Source organism: Paenibacillus sp. tmac-D7, from assembly GCF_006519665.1.
In the GTDB taxonomy this organism is placed as follows: domain Bacteria; phylum Bacillota; class Bacilli; order Paenibacillales; family NBRC-103111; genus Paenibacillus_G; species Paenibacillus_G validus.
In genome coordinates, this window is the sequence record NZ_VIDW01000016.1 from 46,036 (window position 1) to 61,972 (window position 15,937).

Genomic DNA, 15,937 nt, shown 5'->3' on the forward strand with positions numbered 1-15,937 from the left:
AAGGCAGTCCCGCGTCCAGAAATACGTTCAGTTCTACGATGTGCAGCGTGATTATTTCTTGGTCACTTCCGCGCCCCAAGGATACGTGGTGAGGAACGGATCCGGCTTCACCGGCTGGCCCGAGTTCCAAACTTCTTTAAATTGGCCGTCGGCTTGCACCTGGCCGATCCGTACCGTTTTGAATACGTGCTGATTGTCGCCGTCAATTTTCACTTTGCCGCCCGGTGCGTTGAATTCGAGGCCCTTGGCAGCTTCTTTCACCTTGTCAACCTCGAAGGAACCGGCTTTCTTAACGGCCTCCGCCCACAGGTATACGCCGAAGTATCCGGCTTCGATCGGGTCGTCGGTTACGCGGTCCTGGCCATATTTCGCTTTGTAGGCTTCAACGAATTTTCGGTTCTCCGGCGTATCGGTCGTTTGGTAATAGTTCCATGCTGCGTAATGTCCTTCGAGCACGGAGGCGCCGATACCGCGGATTTCTTCTTCCGCCACGCTGACGGACAAGGTCGTCAGGTCGCTTGCGCTGATGCCGGCATCCTTCAATTGTTTGAAGAAGGCGACGTTGCTGTCTCCGTTCAACGTGTTGAAGACGATGTCCGGCTTTTCCTTCTTGATTTTGCTGATGATCGTGTTGTAGTCGGTATGGCCGAGCGGCGTGTATTCCTCGGCGATCAGGGTGCCGCCTTCGGCTTTCAGCTGCTCTTTAATAATCTTGTTTGCCGTGCGCGGGAAGACATAGTCGGAGCCGAGGAGGAAAAATGTTTTGCCTTTATTCTGCAAGAGCCATGTGACGGCCGGTACAATTTGTTGGTTCGTCGTAGCGCCGGTGTAGAAGATGTTCGGAGATGCTTCCAGACCTTCGTACTGGACCGGGTAGAAGAACAGGCCTTTGTTCTGTTCGACGACGGGGAGAACCGCTTTCCGGCTTGACGACGTCCACCCGCCGAAGATCACTGCTGCTTTGTCTTTTTGAAGCAGCTTTTTCGTCTTCTCTGCAAAAGTCGGCCAGTCAGACGCGCCGTCTTCAACGATCGGCTTGATTTGTTTGCCGAGCACACCGCCGGCTTTATTGATTTCCTCGATGGCGAGCAAAGTCGCATCTCGAACGGATACTTCGCTGATGGACATGGTGCCGGTCAACGAGTGCAGCACGCCGACGGGCACGGTGCCGGCGTCCCCGTCTTTCGGGGCTTCGGTCATGGTCGCTGTTGGGGTTTCGGAGCCCGAGGTGGCGGCCGGCGTTGTCTGGCTTGCGCATCCGGCAAGCAGCGCCGTCCATGCAAGCGCTCCTGCCATAAGTACGGTTAAGCTTTGTCTTTGTTTTTGTCTTTGTTTTTGGTTTCTCAATTCATCCACTCCCCTATTATTTGGAAATTGGTGATCACACGATTATCATAGTGACATCCGGAAATTATGTCAATATATATTACATACAAAAAAATAATCGACTAAATTCACTTTGTATCTGACCTGATACTGACGTTATCATTAGGACTTTCGGTTAAAATTAGAGATAACCTCCTTTTTCAGCTCATTTTATGTTATATTAAATGACATAAATTGTTTACAAACGTAATAAGCGCGAATATAATAAAACCTAATCTCATCCTCATTATTCGTGTTTTGGAGGTGCACCGATGTTTTTGACGGAAAGGGAGAAAGAAAAACTGCTCATCACGGTCGCTGCGGATTTGGCACGGCGGCGTCTGGAACGGGGCGTTAAGCTGAATTATCCCGAGAGCGTAGCTTTGATTACGTCCGAGCTGATGGAGGGGGCCCGGAGCGGTATGTCGGTGGCGGCCTTGATGCAGTTCGGAACAACGGTATTAAAGGCGGAACAAGTGATGGAGGGCGTGCCCGACATGATTCATGAAGTGCAGGTGGAGGCGACGTTCCCGGACGGAACGAAGCTGGTGACCGTGCACCAGCCGATCAAATTTTAAAGGCGTAATACGTTCATCGAAACGGAGGGGGAGATTCCAATGATACCTGGCGAATTTCGGGTTCGTGAGGGCAGCCTGGCGATCAATGCCGGGAAAGCGGAAGCTGTGATCACCGTCGTCAATATCGGCGACCGACCGATTCAGGTCGGCTCGCATTATCATTTTTTCGAAATAAACCGGGGGCTTCGCTTCGATCGGGAGAAAGCTTACGGCATGCGGTTGAACATTCCGGCCGGTACCGCCGTCCGTTTTGAACCGGGCGAAGAGAAGGAGATCGTGCTCGTCGAGCTAGGGGGCGAACGACTTTCGTTCGGTTTAAACGGATTGTCCGCCGGCAGCGTGCGCCGCGGAAAGCTGCCGGAACCGGTGCGCATCCGGTTGGCCGAATGGGAGGATGGCATCTAGATGGCGTCGATAGACCGTAAAGCGTATGCGCTCATGTTCGGACCGACTGTGGGGGATGCGATCCGACTCGCGGATACCGACCTGTGGGCGGAGATAGAGAAGGACTTCACTGTATACGGCGAAGAGTGTAAATTCGGCGGCGGCAAAGTGATTCGCGACGGGATGGGGCAATCAAGCCGGCACACCCGGGATCAAGGCGTACTCGATACGCTCATTACGAACGCGGTCGTGATCGATTACACCGGCATTTACAAAGCGGATATCGGCATAAAGGACGGCCTCATCGTCGGGATCGGCAAGGCGGGCAATCCCGACGTCATGGACGGCGTCGATCCGAATATGATTGTCGGCGCATCGACCGAGGTGATTGCGGGCGAAGGGAAAATCATTACCGCCGGCGGGATCGATACGCACATTCATTATATATGTCCGCAGCAGATCGAAACGGCGCTGGCTTCAGGGGTGACGACGATGATCGGCGGCGGCACCGGTCCCGCGGCGGGCACGAACGCGACCACTTGTACGCCGGGCGCTTGGCACATTCATCGGATGCTGGAAGCGGCGGAGGCGTTCCCGATGAATCTCGGCTTTACCGGCAAAGGGAACGCCTCGTTCCCCGAACCGCTGGCCGAACAGGTTGAAGCGGGAGCGATCGGATTGAAGCTTCATGAGGACTGGGGGACGACGCCTGCGGCGATTGACGCTTGCTTAGGCGTTGCCGACCGTTACGATGTACAGGTCGCCATTCATACGGATACGCTGAATGAGTCGGGCTTCGTGGAAGACACGATACGGGCGATCGGCGGCCGGACGATTCATACGTACCATACGGAAGGAGCGGGCGGCGGGCATGCGCCCGACATCATCCGGATCGCGTCGGAGCTGAACGTGCTGCCGTCCTCGACGAATCCGACCCGGCCCTATACCGTGAACACGGTAGAGGAGCACTTGGATATGCTGATGGTTTGCCATCATCTGGATAGCCGCATACCGGAAGACGTGGCCTTCGCCGACTCGCGCATCCGGCCGGAAACGATCGCCGCAGAGGACATTCTGCACGACCTGGGCGTGTTTAGCATGCTCAGCTCGGATTCGCAAGCGATGGGGCGCGTAGGCGAAGTGATCATCCGTACGTGGCAAACGGCGGATAAGATGAAAAAGCAGCGCGGTTACTTGCCTGCGCCGGAAGAGGATGCGGCGGTCACACAAGCCCACGATAATTTCCGGATCAAGCGGTATGTGGCCAAATATACGATCAACCCGGCCATCACCCACGGCATTTCGCATCTCGTCGGCTCGGTGGAGGTCGGCAAAGTGGCCGATCTCGTCGTTTGGTCGCCGGCCTTCTTCGGGGTGAAGCCCGACCTGGTCGTGAAAAGCGGCTTGATCGCCTACGCCCAGATGGGCGACCCGAACGCCTCCATTCCGACGCCGCAGCCGGTGTTCGGACGGCCGATGTTCGGCGCGTTCGGCATGGCGCTGAAGCACAGCATCACGTTCGTATCGCAAGCCGCTTTCGATGCCGGCGTACACAAGAAGCTCGGGCTTAACAAGCGGGTGGAGCCGGTCAAGGGCTGCCGGACTGTTAAGAAGAAGGATATGATTCATAATGATCAGACGCCTTCGATTGAGGTGGACCCGGAAACGTACGAAGTGAAGGTGGACGGGGCGTCGATCACGTGCGAACCGGCGAGCGTGCTGCCGATGGCGCAGCGTTACTTCTTATTTTAAGGAGGCTGTACAAGGATGAATTCGGGCGGAGGATATTCCTGGCTGGCCTACTCGCAGCTGCTCGATTCAGCGCTGCCGATCGGAGGCTTCTCCCATTCCTTCGGACTCGAAACGCTCGTTCAGGAAGGCCGGGTGATGACTCCGGGCCACCTGCGTGAATTTATTGAAGCGATGCTGTACTGTAGCTGGTCCGCTGTCGACGCGCTTGCCGTCAAGGCGGTTTACGAATGGTCGCCGGCGTCAAGGTGGGACGATTTGTGGAGCTTGGACCGGATGCAGCATATGCAGCGGCCGGCGCTGGAGACGAGGGAAGGCACGGTCAAAATGGGCCGCAGGCTGTTTCAGCTGGCGCGGTCGATGTACCCGGACCTTGAGTGGGAGCCGCTTGCCACCGCAATACGGGACGCCCGATGTCCCGGCACGCATCCGCTGATCCACGGCTGGATCGCGCGGCAGCTTGGCGTACCGCTGACTATGGCGGCGGAGGGGTACTTGTACCAATGCGCCCTCACGGCAGTGAACAGCGGCCTCCGGCTCATGTCGCTCGGCCAAACCGAAGGGCAAAAGCTGCTCGCCTCGCTGATGCCGGCGATCGCCGGGTCATGGAGGCAAGCGTCGATATTAGACCCGTTGGAGGATGGTTACAGCAGCGTGCCACTAATCGAGATTGCCATGATGCGTCATGAAGGTTTATATTCACGATTGTTTATGTCATAAAACATTATCGTAAATAGAATTTAATCCTATCAATAATGAAGGAGGAATGGTGCGAAATGTGTCAAGGAGGAGCTCATCACCACCAACAATGGGAGGCGCCGAATATTGAAGGAGACCGTCCGATGCGAATCGGCATCGGAGGCCCTGTAGGTTCCGGTAAAACGGCGCTTGTCGAAAGACTCGCCCGCAAGCTGAACGACAAATACAGCATTGCGGTCATTACCAACGATATTTATACGAAAGAGGATGCGCGTATTCTGATTCATTCGGGAGCACTGCCTCCGGAGCGTATTATCGGCGTAGAGACGGGCGGCTGCCCGCATACGGCGATCCGCGAAGACGCCTCGATGAACTTCGAAGCGATTGAGGAGCTTGAGCGCCGTTTCCAGGAGCTTGACATCATCTTTATCGAAAGCGGAGGCGATAATCTGGCGGCGGCGTTCAGTCCGGAATTGGTGGATCGCTTCATCTATATTATCGACGTGGCGCAGGGCGAGAAGATTCCGCGCAAGGGCGGTCCCGGCATTATGCGCTCCGACATGCTGATTATCAACAAAATCGACTTGGCTCCGCACGTCGGCGCGTCCCTGCAGGTCATGGAGGAGGATACGATCCGCATGCGCGGCGACAAGCCGTTCGTTTTCTCGAACTTGTTCAACGGTCAGGGACTCGACGATATCGTGGCATGGATCGAACACGAATACAGCCATGTCTAAAGTCAGCGGCACGATTTCCGCGGATATTGTCTGTGCGAACGGAAGCACGCAGCTTCGGCGGCACGCGCAGACGTATCCGTTGAAAATCGCCAAAACGTTCCCGTTCCCGGGCAACCAGCTCGGCATTTATGTTATGGACGCTTCACCGGGCATCATGGCCGGGGATTGCTACGAGCTGGAATGGCGAATCGGGGAAACCGCCGATGTGCTGATCACGAACCAGTCGTATACGAAGGTGCATCCGCCCCGTGACGGTGAGAACGCCGTAAGCGAACAGCGGCAGCGTCTGCACCTCGGCAAGGACGCTTACGTCGAATATATGCCGGAACCGCTCATGTTGTATCGGGACGCGACGCTGATCAGTGACACCGCGGTTGAGATGGAGCGGGGCTCGACCCTGATGCTTAGCGAGCTCACTTGCCCCGGCCGGACGCATCGCGGCGAACGTTTCCATTATGAGAAGCTTCGCAGCCGGTTCACCGTCGCCTATGACGGGGAAATGATTTACCAAGCGAAGCAGCAAATCGTCCCGAAGGAGGGGAGGGTCGGCGTTATTCCGCGATGGCACAGCTTTACGCATCTCGGCATGTTTTATTTGTTCTCGGAGCGGGCGGATGCGGCCGTTGTGGAGGAGCTGCGGCAGCATTTATCGGAATTCGCCGCCAAATTCCCCGAGCTGTATGTCGGCGTCAGTTTGACGTACCGCTACGGCTTGGCCGTCTTCGTCTTAGGTCGGCGCGTGTTCGAGCTGCAGCAGCTGCTGCATGCGGCCTGGCTGTTTGTGCGGCAGCGGCTGTTCGACCGTCAGGCATTTGTCATTCCGAAATGACTTTCTTCTATAAAAATAGATCAGGTCTAGAATGAATCGGGTAATCAGCCATAAGTGAATTTGGCAAGCGCCGCAGCCCGCGGTCGCTTGTTTTTTTTGCGCATTCGACAATATTTTGAACACCGTGCCCGGTTTGTTGTCAAACGACCCTTGGGTTGCTATTATAAAGGGGACATGTAAAAGCGTGGACAAATCGCAACAACGCTTGTTCGATTTTTCACACAAGGAGGTTCACAAATTGAAAGAGCAGGCAAGCCTGGAGCTTCATGTCGAAACGGCCGCAGCGGCAGAATCGACGGCAAGTGCACCGGTAAGTTGGAAAGACTTCTATCAACTGATCAAACCCGGTCTTATTTTCTCCAACTCACTTACAGCCTTGGGTGGATTTTGGGTAGCGTCCGGCTGGCAAATTGATTGGTTGAAGCTGATTTATATGCTGCTAGGAACCGCGCTCGTGATGGCATCGGGCACGGTATTGAATAACTACTTGGACCGCGATCTGGACGCGAAGATGGAGCGTACGAAGAAGCGCGCCTTGGCGAGCGGACGCATTTCCCCGCAGGTGGTGCTCGGGTATGGCATCGTGCTCGGCGTGGCCGGTTTGGCGGTGTTATGGTTTTTGGTCGGCAGTCCGTTATCGACGCTGCTTGGGCTGATCGGATTGTTCCTGTACGTGTGGGTGTATACCGCCTGGTTTAAACGGACTTCCGTATGGAGCACGTTCGTCGGCAGCTTCTCCGGCGCGGTGCCTCCGATCATCGGCTACTGCGCGGTGCAGCAGCAGTTTGACATGGGGGCGCTTATCCTATTCGGTATCTTGTTCCTGTGGCAGCCGCCGCACTTCTGGGCGCTCGGCATCCGCCGCATGGAGGAGTACCGTGCGGCAGGCTTTCCGCTGCTGCCGGTCGTTCAAGGCATTTACCCGACCAAGATGGCCATGATCCGTTACATTGTGCTGCTTGTGCCGGTTTCGCTGCTGCTGTACGTGTTCGACTATGTCGGTGAATTGTACTTTTACGCGGCGGTGCTGATGGGGCTGTACTGGGCATTCCTCAGCTTGAAAGGCTTTAAAGCCAAAGACGATATGCAATGGGCCAAAAAGATGTTTATCTTCTCCGTTAACTACTTGATGTTTTTATTCATCATCATGATGATCAGCACGACGTCGACGACGTTGCTGCCGTAATCATATACTTTCGAACGATCCCACGCCTCGCTTACGGGCTGGGATTGTTTTATGAAGAGAGGGGCTTACAGATGCCGAAAAATTCATTTAAGATTGTCGTGATTGTGCTGCTGCTCGGCTTGATCGGAACGTTCAGTTACATGCTGTTGAAAGGTCCGGAGGAGCAGACGATGGACGTCTTGCGCAAAGCGCCCGACTTCAAACTGCAAAATCTGGACGGCAAAGAGGTCACCTTAGCCGATACGGCGGGGAAAGCGAAGCTTGTATATTTCTTCTTCTCCACGTGTCCAGACGTATGCCCGCCGTCGACGTATACGCTGTCGAAAATTCAGGACATTCTTAAGGAGAAAGGCGTATTCGGCACGAAAACGGCATTACTGTCGATCACTTTCGATCCGACGAAAGATACGCCGGAACGGCTGAAAGAATTCGCCGACCGTTATCATCCGGATTATAACGGCTGGTATTTCCTGCGCGGTGAAGAGAAAGCGACTGTGGAACTGGCCGAGAAGTTCGGCGTTATGGTAGCCAAAGATCCGAAAGCAGATACCTGGACCCACAGCAACTTGTTCCTGCTCGTAGACGGCAAAGGCGATCTGCGAACGTACTATACGGCCGCTGACGAGAACTTGGACGTGGAGAAAGTGGCAGCTGATTTGATTAAAATCAGCAAAGAAAAATAGCTTGCTTCGGAGGCTCGCGCCAGCATGAACGTTTTTACGCATATTTTATTGAATAACGTTATTCCTTTAACGATTATGATTGTGCTGGGGATTTGGTTGTATCGAGCTTTCCGACTGGATATTAAGACATTGTCCAAGCTGAACTTTTATTTATTTTCTCCGGCTATCGTCTTCAAAATGTTATATGAATCGCAACTTTCGTTAGCGCTAATCGGGCAAACGCTGCTGTTTTTCTCTCTATTCTTCGCCGCCATGTACATGCTGATCGAAATCGTCATCCGCGTGCGGAGATATGAAGGCGGCATGGTACCGGCGATGCGGAACAGCGTCATCTTTTACAACAGCGCCAACTATGCGATTCCGCTCAACCAGCTCGTGTTTGTCGGCGATGCGTTCACGCTGTCGGTTCAAATCATTATCATGATGATGCAGAGTCTTATTCCGAACACGTACGGCATTTATTCGGTGAGCAGTGCGACCAATAAGAACGATAGCAAGGCGACGATGCGCACGATCCTGACGATGCCCGTCATCTATGTGATTCCGGTTGCCTTCCTGCTGCGCGGACTGGAGGTGCCGATTCCGGACCCGGTATATACGCCGATCAACTATATCTCGAACGCGTTCATCGCAACCGCCCTGCTCACGCTAGGCGTACAGCTGGGCAGCATGAAATGGAAGCTGAATTTCTCGGACGTCATGCTGTCCAATGTGCTTCGGCTGTGCATCGGTCCGGCGGTCGGATTTGCCATCGTCAAGCTGCTCGGCATCGACGGCGTCATGGCGCAAGCGCTTGTGCTTTCCTGTGCGGTGCCAACTTCGTTAAGCAGTGTGCTGCTTGCGGTAGAGTACGATAATGAACCGGAATTTTCGTCTCAGGTTGTTTTTTCTTCGACGATCTTCAGTATTTTTACCGTCACGCTTGTCATTTATTTAATGAAATTCATCGCATAAACGGACTTAAAACTTCTCAAAGGTCGGGAGCACGGGCGGATATAAGATATATTCCTCGAGCCCGGCCTTTTCTAACTGTTGAATTAAATATTCGTCCGGCGTACCTTCGACGCCTGCGTAGCCGCGGCGGGTATAAATTTGTTCGGCGTCCGGGAACGTATCCCGCAGGATACCTCTTATTTTCTTGCCGGAAGAGTCATTATCGGTGAATATATAGACGTCCCGGGTGCCGACCGATTTCTTTAGCTCTTCCAGGCGGTCGGTATTTAAAGAACCGAAGGTACACACGATCAGAATATCGTCCGTTAGCAGCCGTTTCAGACGGCTCTTGTCGTTTTTTCCTTCGACAATAATGGCAATCGGCATACTCGTTCCTCGCATTCCGTCTTATTTTATGTACGCTTTAGTTGTAGTATATCCCCTATTACTGTCCGATCCAACCTGTTCCTGTACATATTTCCCAGGAAATTGTCGAAGGCCCAGCGGGCGATGAGGCGGCAGGGAAGCGCATGACGACACGGGCCGTTTGGCTTTTATGAAGTTTGTCGATGCACAAATACGTGTTGTTAAACGATGAATAAATAACAGCCCCGGCCGCTTCCGTTATGGAAGCGCCGGGGCTGTTCGTACGTACAAGATCGATTCTTATTCGTTAATGAAGTTCGCCTTCACAAGCAGGCGCTTCAGCATGGCGGCCGACTGCGCACGGGTCGCATCCTGGCGAGCGCCGAGCGTATCGCTCGTCATGCCGTCGATGATCCCGGCGTAAATGGCGACGGCCAGTTCATGCTGCGCCCAGACGATGGTGCCGGAGTCCTTGAACTTCGCGAGCAGCGCCGCTTGTTCGGTCGGCGTTACATCCGGCTTCGCTTTCGCATAGGCCAGAGCGCGGACGACCATGGCGGCCAGTTCTTCGCGGTTAATCGTGGCATTCGGACGGAATGTGCCGTCTTCGTAGCCGTCGATCAGCTTCGCGGCTGCTGCGGTTCCGACGACGCCGGCGAACCAATCGCTTGCGGCCACGTCCTGGAACGATCCGGCGCTGCCGGACGGCTCAAGACCGAGCGCACGGACGACCAAAGCCGCAAATTCGGCGCGGGTGATACTGCGCTCCGGTTGGAAAGACGTATCGGTTACGCCGTCCACGACGAGCTTGTTTGCAAGCAGTTCCACGTAAGGCTGCGCCCAGTGCCCGCTGATGTCGGCGAAGCTCTTGTCGAGCTGAATGACGGCGTACAAGCTGCTGCCGTTACGCTTCAGCGTCGCCTGCTTATCTGTGAATAGCGTAGGAACGAAGCTCAGCTTCCCGGTGGCCGGGTTGTACAGAACTCCGGTCGCCCTGGAGAGATTCTTGCTTCCGCTTAACGGGAGCACACGGCTGAGGTAATGACTGCCGAAATCCGGAGCTGCGGTTTTGCCGTCTTTGCCGACGCCGACGATGTTGAAGTCGACCGGCTGGGCAAGCACCGAGCCGCCCAACTGCTTCGCTGCGGCGTCCACCGCGCTGCTGGTTGCCGTATCGGCCTTGGCAATCGTAATTTTCACCGTCAGCTCGCTGACGGTGACTGCAACCTTCGCGGCCAGGTCGCTTAGCTTCAAGACGTGCAGCGGAATGTTATACGTGCCGTTCGCATTCGTCACCTTCAACAGCTTGTCAGTATCGGAAGCGAAGCTCTCTAACGCTTTGGCCGGAATGGAGACGCTGTCTCCGCTCAAGTTCAGCGTAACGGTGTCGTACTTTTCGAACGAGCTCTTCAAGGTATCGGCATTGACGCTTCCGTCGGCGCCGACTTGAATCGATTCAGAGCCGGTGGAAGGAGAACCGCCTCCGCCTGCGCAGCAGCCACCGCCGCCTCCGGAGTTGCCCGGATCTGTCGTCAAGTATACGGATTGATAGACGGAATCCGCCACGTTAAAGCCGGTTCCTTTCGGTCCGTATACTTGGACGTAATCGAAGGTGCTTACGTTATTGAGGGTAAATCCATAGTTGTACACGCCGTCGTACACGGTGTATGTAGCGGTCGTAACGCCCAAGTAGTTTCCGCTCGGATCATAGAAATAAACGGACGGCGTTACGGAGGAGCTGTACACATCGGAATATACGGTTCCGGTGACCGTGCCGTTCTTATAAGTCAAATCCTTAAAACCAGTACCCGCGTAGGCCAAAACCGGCAATACAAACGATAACATCATCATAAGAACGGTAAAGTGTGCCGTCTTCTGTAGAACAGAAGGCTTCATTCGCAATTCACTCCTTTCTGCTTGATCTGGTAATCGAACGGGGTCTGTGCGATATTCATGATGAGATGGGTCGGACAAAACTAGTCACCTCCTTCGTTTAAGAAATTCCACCAGAAGAGTTCGGCACGAACATCCAATTTATGTCCGTACTGCCAAATCATGTTTCAGCTTCATCGGGTAGTCCTATGGAGATTACCCAAGCTTGTCTGGTCCGAAACACGGTGGTTTCTCCTTAACGGAGGCCATTTACATAAGGTTGCGGGATTTACCATAATTTGTACTTTTGGCCTATCCGTTTGCGACCATCTTCTCATGTGACAAAAAAAGCCGCCCGGAACCGGGCGAAAGACCGGTTCATGGACGGCGAGGCTTGCGGCCGCGGATTAAGATGTGCGGGACGGTGTCAGAATCGCCCGGAACGGAACCATCGATAAGGCGACCATCAGGAACGCGAATGCGATAAAATAAGGAGACATGATGTCGCGTACATGTCCCGAGACGATCGGGCCGATAAAGGCCCCTACCGAATACGATATCGATAAAAACGAGAACGTGCGTCCGTACCGGCTGGCACTTGTGACCCCGGCAAGAAAAGAAGCGATTGCGGGGAAAATAACGCCTTTCGCCATCCCGATCAGGAACAGCGAAACCGACATCGGAAGCGGCCAATGCACCGACATGCCGAAGAAAGTGAACGCGAGCGCCAAGCTCCCGAACGATACGCGCCAGACCGGCGATACCCGGTTTAAGAATAACAAGCTGAGCGTCACTAGCGATCCTAAGCTGACCAAGGAGAAAAATATGCCGGAGGTCATAATCGAGCTGTGCGTCTCTTTCATCAGCGGCAGCTCGAAGAACAGAATGCCCTGGGAGCAGGAGAGAGCCAGCGGGATGCAGAAAAACAGCCATGGAATCGTACCCGATCCGGCGGCGGTCTCAAGCTCTGAAGCGTCATTCGAAGACGCCGTATGGTGCGCGTCCGACGCTTTTGAGGGCTCCGCGAACGCGGCCATCCTGGGAGCCGGGCTTTCTTTGACGAAGATAGAGGCCAGTACGCCCGTGGTGATTAAGCCCCATCCCAAATAAACGAACGACTGTTCGAAGCCGAAGCGGGCCACCAAATAAGCGCCGGCCGCCGGGCTCATGACGGACGCCAGCGTATGCACCATTCCGTTGCCGGACATCAATTTGCCTTGGTGGACGCGGTCCTTGGCGATTTTCGCCAGCATGGATAAACAAGCCGGAGACAGAAAGGCCAGGACGAACCCGCTGAACGAGCGGATAATCAGAAGCTGCCACGGGTCGGTGACCCGGGATTGAATCAAGAGAAGCACTCCTGCTACAATCAGGCTGAAGAGAATAAATTTTTTGCTGCCGAAGCGATCGACGCCGTATCCGGCGATCAAGTTGCCCGGTAGATGCGTAATGGAATAGACGCCGAGAATGAGGCCGATGAACGAAGGGGCGGCGCCCAAGGACACGGCGAACGGCGACAAAATCGGATACTGCGCGTGCAGATCGAAAATCGCGACGAACATAAACAAATAAAGCCATATAGCGGTTTTCATCCTATCACCCCGAGGTTCTCTAATCCCGCAACGGTTACAGCGGGTACTGCCGATGTTCGTTGCCGGCTTATTCATACAAGCTCTTTATACGTTTACGCCGGGCTCGGCCAAGTTAGTACAACAGTTGGAAAACTCCTCAATAATTGAACGGGTTAACGATTAGCCCGATTAACGGTTTGCAACCCTAACAGAAAGGGGCGACGGCCAAATGGAAGGTTTCATGTGGGTGCTGCTGATCGCCGTGCTGGTCGTTTCGGCGCTTCGGTTGAAAAGAACGCGCAAGGGCACCGGGCACAAGGATCGTTCTGACGAGATCCGGCGAAAGCTCGCCGAGCTGCGAAAAAAAAGAGATGAAGAGTAGAGACCAGCTGTTGTATGATGGGGAAAGCGGCTAGTTTAGCCGCACATGGGATTGAAGGAGGGGGAGAGCGGATGGACTTTATCATGAATTTTTTACAGGACCGGTGGTACGTCATCGTGGGTGCGCTCGTCGTCCTGTTCATCGTCGTCAACCTGGTGAAGACGGTGATGAAATGGATTCTCGTGCTGGCTGTGTTAGCGGGGCTGTTCTACTACGGGGCGAATTATAAAGATCAACTGCTTGAATTCGGCACGACGGTGGGGGCGCAAGCGGCAGCGGAAGTGAAGGCCCAGTTGGCCCGAACGTTCAGCGAAGAAATCAAAGAGGCCAAGTACGCGGCGAATCCCGACGGATCGTTCACGGTTACGACGAAAAGCATCAAGCTCGAAGGCAAAGCCGGCGAGGGCGATGTGAAGGTGACGTTTATGAACCAGACCTTCACGGTCAAAATGGATGATGTTATCAAAGGCTTGATTGACCAAGCGAAAAAGAACGCGGGTTTGTAATGGAGGGAGCCGCGCTTGACATCAACCGGGCCGGGTAGGAAGGAGGAGGAGGTATGGGCGATACGGACTTGCTAAGGACGGCGATGTCGCTCAACGCCGTCACGCTGCTTATTGCTGCAGTATTTTTCTTTTCCGTCATACAAGGATTGTTTCGCGGCGCTTCCTCTTCGGCCAAGCATTTGGCGCTGATGGTGACGGAGGGCGCCGTTACACTTGTCAGCTTGTTCCTCGCGTGGATGCTGACGAACGGGATGTCGCCGAAAGTACAGGCTTGGCTCGTCGGCTTGAATATTACCATTCCGTCCGAGGAGCTCGGTTTTTGGGAGCAGTTCTATTATACCGTCGTGACGGGGCTGCGGGATTTCTCGCTGCTGCGGAACAGTGTGCTCTTCGTGGTCGGCTACGGTCTGATCAAACAGCTCGTCTACCGGCTGATCGATCCCGTTGTGGACGGCTGGCTGTCCGCTCGCGGCGACCGTTTGCCGCGATCCGGGGAAAACGGAGGCGCGCCGACGGTATTCAGCAGCCTGCTGGGCGGCGGTATCGGCGGGGTGACGGGGCTCGGCCGGGGCCTTGTCCTGGTTGCCGCTCTGTTCATTTTCACGACGCTGTTTCCGCAAACGCCTGTGGCGGGTTACATTCAAGCGTCCTCGTTATACCAGAAAGGCGCCAAGGAAGTCATTCAGCCGGTAACCGGCGATTTTCTGGCCAATCAGCTGCCTGTTTTTACCCGTGCGGTAGAGCAGGAGTTCAGCAACATTTTACAGCGCAAATACGAGGTGCTCGACGCCCGGATCGCGCCGGATATCGCGCAGGCGGCCCGGCAGGTGACAGCCAAGGCGAAAACCGACGAGGAGAAGGCGAAGCTGCTCTACCGCTGGGTCGGCACGCGGGTCTCGTACGACTGGGACAAAGTCAAGCTTTACGAGGAACAGCGCATCTGGAAGGAGCAGACGCCCGAGGATACATTCACTACGAGAAAAGGCGTCTGCATCGACTTCTCCAGGCTGTATGCCGTCATGGCCCGTTCCGTCGGGCTCGATGTGAAGGTTGTGACCGGACTCGGCTACGACGGCCGGGGCGGTTACGGACCGCATGCCTGGAACGAGGTATACTTGTCCGAGAAGAAAGCTTGGGTGCCACTCGATTCCACATGGGTCGCCAGCGGCGGCAATTGGTTCAATCCGCCGAACTTCAACGATACGCATATTAAGGAGGCGTAACGTCTCCGTTTCCTGGCCGAAGGATCGCGAACAGCGGTCTTCCGGCTTTTTTATGGTTTTTTTGGCCGGCGATCCATGGCAAGAAGCTTTTCTTCTCCGGTTCGGTTTGTGGTAAACTGGTAACAACGATCGATTGAAAAAAGGTGGTAAAGACGTGCTGAACAAACCGTTAACGGCCTATAAAGCCGTATTTTTTGATGTAGGCGATACGCTGCTGACAATACCGGCGGCGAGCGCGATCCTGCACCGGCACTTGGCTTCCCGTTCGCTGCATCGCGGGGAAGAGCAAGTCGGTGAACTTTTTACCGAGGCGTTTCGTCTATTGTATTATGGAAAGCCTTCGGACGCGTTCGAAGCTTGTTCGCCCGAATCCGACCGTTTGTTCTGGATGAAGGTGTACCACTATATTTTGCAGAAGCTCGGCGTGGAGGAAGAGAAATGGACGGAGGAGCAAATCCATGCCTGCTGTCATGAACTGTATGACCTGTTTACGTCGCCGGAACATTATGCGCTGTTCGAGGACGTCATCGAGACGATGGCGGAGCTGCAGCGAAGAGGGCTGCGCCTCGGCATCATTTCGAATTTTGCCCCGACGCTGAAGTCAATTTTGGCGGATAAAGGGATTTTGGATTTCTTCGAGCCGGTCATCGTCTCGACGGAAGTCGGGCTGGAGAAGCCGGACCCGGCGATTTTCCGGCTCGCGTTGGAGCGTGCGGGGCTTGAAGCCGCAGATGTGCTGTATGTCGGCGACCATGACCGGAACGATATTTGGGCGCCGGCGCAAGCGGGCATCGATGCGGTGAAGATCAAGCGTTACGACTACCATACGGGCGAAGGCATTCATTCGCTGCGACAATTGCTTGTGTCTTAACGA

The 15,937-nt window shown here is 54.8% G+C and carries 17 protein-coding genes; 13 read left to right on the forward strand and 4 right to left on the reverse strand.

What is annotated here, in order from left to right:
* Window positions 1–51: 51 nt before the first annotated feature.
* A complete protein-coding gene (gene urtA, locus FKP33_RS13105) occupies window positions 52–1,296 on the reverse strand; it encodes an urea ABC transporter substrate-binding protein (protein WP_141335448.1) in 1,245 nt (414 codons plus the stop codon).
* A gap of 341 nt (window positions 1,297–1,637) precedes the next feature.
* Here urtA and FKP33_RS13110 point away from each other — a divergent pair, with 341 nt between their 5' ends.
* From FKP33_RS13110 to FKP33_RS13150, 9 genes are all read left to right on the forward strand, one after another.
* Window positions 1,638–1,943 carry an urease subunit gamma gene (locus FKP33_RS13110; RefSeq protein ID WP_127604950.1) on the forward strand — a complete coding sequence of 102 codons (306 nt, stop codon included), beginning with the start codon at window positions 1,638–1,640 and terminating at the stop codon, window positions 1,941–1,943.
* Window positions 1,944–1,982: 39 nt separating this feature from the next.
* Window positions 1,983–2,348 carry an urease subunit beta gene (locus FKP33_RS13115; protein ID WP_141335411.1) on the forward strand — a complete coding sequence of 122 codons (366 nt, stop codon included), beginning with the start codon at window positions 1,983–1,985 and terminating at the stop codon, window positions 2,346–2,348.
* Window positions 2,349–4,079, forward strand: a complete 1,731-nt coding sequence (gene ureC / locus FKP33_RS13120) for an urease subunit alpha (RefSeq protein ID WP_141335413.1) — start codon at window positions 2,349–2,351, stop codon at window positions 4,077–4,079.
* Window positions 4,080–4,094: 15 nt separating this feature from the next.
* Window positions 4,095–4,796 carry an urease accessory protein UreF gene (locus FKP33_RS13125; protein ID WP_127604945.1) on the forward strand — a complete coding sequence of 234 codons (702 nt, stop codon included), beginning with the start codon at window positions 4,095–4,097 and terminating at the stop codon, window positions 4,794–4,796.
* A 56-nt stretch (window positions 4,797–4,852) separates the two neighbouring features.
* Window positions 4,853–5,512, forward strand: coding sequence for an urease accessory protein UreG (gene ureG / locus FKP33_RS13130; protein WP_054796353.1), 660 nt, complete (start codon window positions 4,853–4,855; stop codon window positions 5,510–5,512).
* Window positions 5,505–6,341 (forward strand): urease accessory protein UreD, encoded by an 837-nt coding sequence (locus FKP33_RS13135; protein ID WP_054796354.1) that lies wholly within the window; start codon window positions 5,505–5,507, stop codon window positions 6,339–6,341. The genes ureG and FKP33_RS13135 overlap by 8 nt, the downstream gene beginning before the upstream one ends.
* A 238-nt stretch (window positions 6,342–6,579) precedes the next feature.
* Window positions 6,580–7,527 carry a heme o synthase gene (gene cyoE, locus FKP33_RS13140; RefSeq protein ID WP_054799845.1) on the forward strand — a complete coding sequence of 316 codons (948 nt, stop codon included), beginning with the start codon at window positions 6,580–6,582 and terminating at the stop codon, window positions 7,525–7,527.
* Window positions 7,528–7,598: 71 nt separating this feature from the next.
* Window positions 7,599–8,210, forward strand: coding sequence for an SCO family protein (locus FKP33_RS13145; RefSeq protein WP_054796355.1), 612 nt, complete (start codon window positions 7,599–7,601; stop codon window positions 8,208–8,210).
* A gap of 24 nt (window positions 8,211–8,234) precedes the next feature.
* A complete protein-coding gene (locus FKP33_RS13150) occupies window positions 8,235–9,164 on the forward strand; it encodes an AEC family transporter (protein WP_127604939.1) in 930 nt (309 codons plus the stop codon).
* A gap of 6 nt (window positions 9,165–9,170) precedes the next feature.
* On the opposite strand, the gene FKP33_RS13155 is transcribed toward FKP33_RS13150, so the two are convergent.
* The 3 genes from FKP33_RS13155 to FKP33_RS13165 form a co-directional block, all read right to left on the reverse strand.
* Complete coding sequence (locus FKP33_RS13155; RefSeq protein WP_127604937.1) at window positions 9,171–9,530, reverse strand: ribonuclease M5; 360 nt, start codon at window positions 9,528–9,530, stop codon at window positions 9,171–9,173.
* 279 nt (window positions 9,531–9,809) lie between these two features.
* Window positions 9,810–11,405 carry an S-layer homology domain-containing protein gene (locus FKP33_RS13160; protein ID WP_141335415.1) on the reverse strand — a complete coding sequence of 532 codons (1,596 nt, stop codon included), beginning with the start codon at window positions 11,403–11,405 and terminating at the stop codon, window positions 9,810–9,812.
* Window positions 11,406–11,788: 383 nt separating this feature from the next.
* Window positions 11,789–12,973 carry an MFS transporter gene (locus tag FKP33_RS13165; RefSeq protein WP_141335417.1) on the reverse strand — a complete coding sequence of 395 codons (1,185 nt, stop codon included), beginning with the start codon at window positions 12,971–12,973 and terminating at the stop codon, window positions 11,789–11,791.
* 208 nt (window positions 12,974–13,181) lie between these two features.
* Here FKP33_RS13165 and FKP33_RS27175 point away from each other — a divergent pair, with 208 nt between their 5' ends.
* The 4 genes from FKP33_RS27175 (at window position 13,182) to FKP33_RS13180 (ending at window position 15,934) form a co-directional block, all read left to right on the forward strand.
* Window positions 13,182–13,334, forward strand: a complete 153-nt coding sequence (locus FKP33_RS27175) for a hypothetical protein (RefSeq protein WP_155614613.1) — start codon at window positions 13,182–13,184, stop codon at window positions 13,332–13,334.
* A gap of 71 nt (window positions 13,335–13,405) precedes the next feature.
* Complete coding sequence (locus FKP33_RS13170; RefSeq protein ID WP_230876080.1) at window positions 13,406–13,840, forward strand: hypothetical protein; 435 nt, start codon at window positions 13,406–13,408, stop codon at window positions 13,838–13,840.
* 53 nt (window positions 13,841–13,893) lie between these two features.
* The gene (locus FKP33_RS13175) at window positions 13,894–15,063 is read left to right on the forward strand and encodes a transglutaminase domain-containing protein (protein WP_230876079.1); all 1,170 of its coding nucleotides are present in this window, start codon (window positions 13,894–13,896) and stop codon (window positions 15,061–15,063) included.
* A 154-nt stretch (window positions 15,064–15,217) separates the two neighbouring features.
* On the forward strand, window positions 15,218–15,934 hold the full coding sequence (locus tag FKP33_RS13180; RefSeq protein ID WP_127604929.1) for an HAD-IA family hydrolase: 717 nt from the start codon (window positions 15,218–15,220) through the stop codon (window positions 15,932–15,934).
* The last annotated feature ends 3 nt before the right edge of the window (window positions 15,935–15,937 follow it).

Bases quoted from the DNA above. Each gene is read 5' to 3' on its own strand.
- urtA (WP_141335448.1), bottom strand. From the start codon at position 1,296: ATGGCAGGAGCGCTTGCATGGACGGCGCTGCTTGCCGGATGCGCAAGC.
- FKP33_RS13110 (WP_127604950.1), top strand. From the start codon at position 1,638: ATGTTTTTGACGGAAAGGGAGAAAGAAAAACTGCTCATCACGGTCGCT.
- FKP33_RS13115 (WP_141335411.1), top strand. From the start codon at position 1,983: ATGATACCTGGCGAATTTCGGGTTCGTGAGGGCAGCCTGGCGATCAAT.
- ureC (WP_141335413.1), top strand. From the start codon at position 2,349: ATGGCGTCGATAGACCGTAAAGCGTATGCGCTCATGTTCGGACCGACT.
- FKP33_RS13125 (WP_127604945.1), top strand. From the start codon at position 4,095: ATGAATTCGGGCGGAGGATATTCCTGGCTGGCCTACTCGCAGCTGCTC.
- ureG (WP_054796353.1), top strand. From the start codon at position 4,853: ATGTGTCAAGGAGGAGCTCATCACCACCAACAATGGGAGGCGCCGAAT.
- FKP33_RS13135 (WP_054796354.1), top strand. From the start codon at position 5,505: ATGTCTAAAGTCAGCGGCACGATTTCCGCGGATATTGTCTGTGCGAAC.
- FKP33_RS13145 (WP_054796355.1), top strand. From the start codon at position 7,599: ATGCCGAAAAATTCATTTAAGATTGTCGTGATTGTGCTGCTGCTCGGC.
- FKP33_RS13150 (WP_127604939.1), top strand. From the start codon at position 8,235: ATGAACGTTTTTACGCATATTTTATTGAATAACGTTATTCCTTTAACG.
- FKP33_RS13155 (WP_127604937.1), bottom strand. From the start codon at position 9,530: ATGCCGATTGCCATTATTGTCGAAGGAAAAAACGACAAGAGCCGTCTG.
- FKP33_RS13160 (WP_141335415.1), bottom strand. From the start codon at position 11,405: ATGAAGCCTTCTGTTCTACAGAAGACGGCACACTTTACCGTTCTTATG.
- FKP33_RS13165 (WP_141335417.1), bottom strand. From the start codon at position 12,973: ATGAAAACCGCTATATGGCTTTATTTGTTTATGTTCGTCGCGATTTTC.
- FKP33_RS27175 (WP_155614613.1), top strand. From the start codon at position 13,182: ATGGAAGGTTTCATGTGGGTGCTGCTGATCGCCGTGCTGGTCGTTTCG.
- FKP33_RS13170 (WP_230876080.1), top strand. From the start codon at position 13,406: ATGGACTTTATCATGAATTTTTTACAGGACCGGTGGTACGTCATCGTG.
- FKP33_RS13175 (WP_230876079.1), top strand. From the start codon at position 13,894: ATGGGCGATACGGACTTGCTAAGGACGGCGATGTCGCTCAACGCCGTC.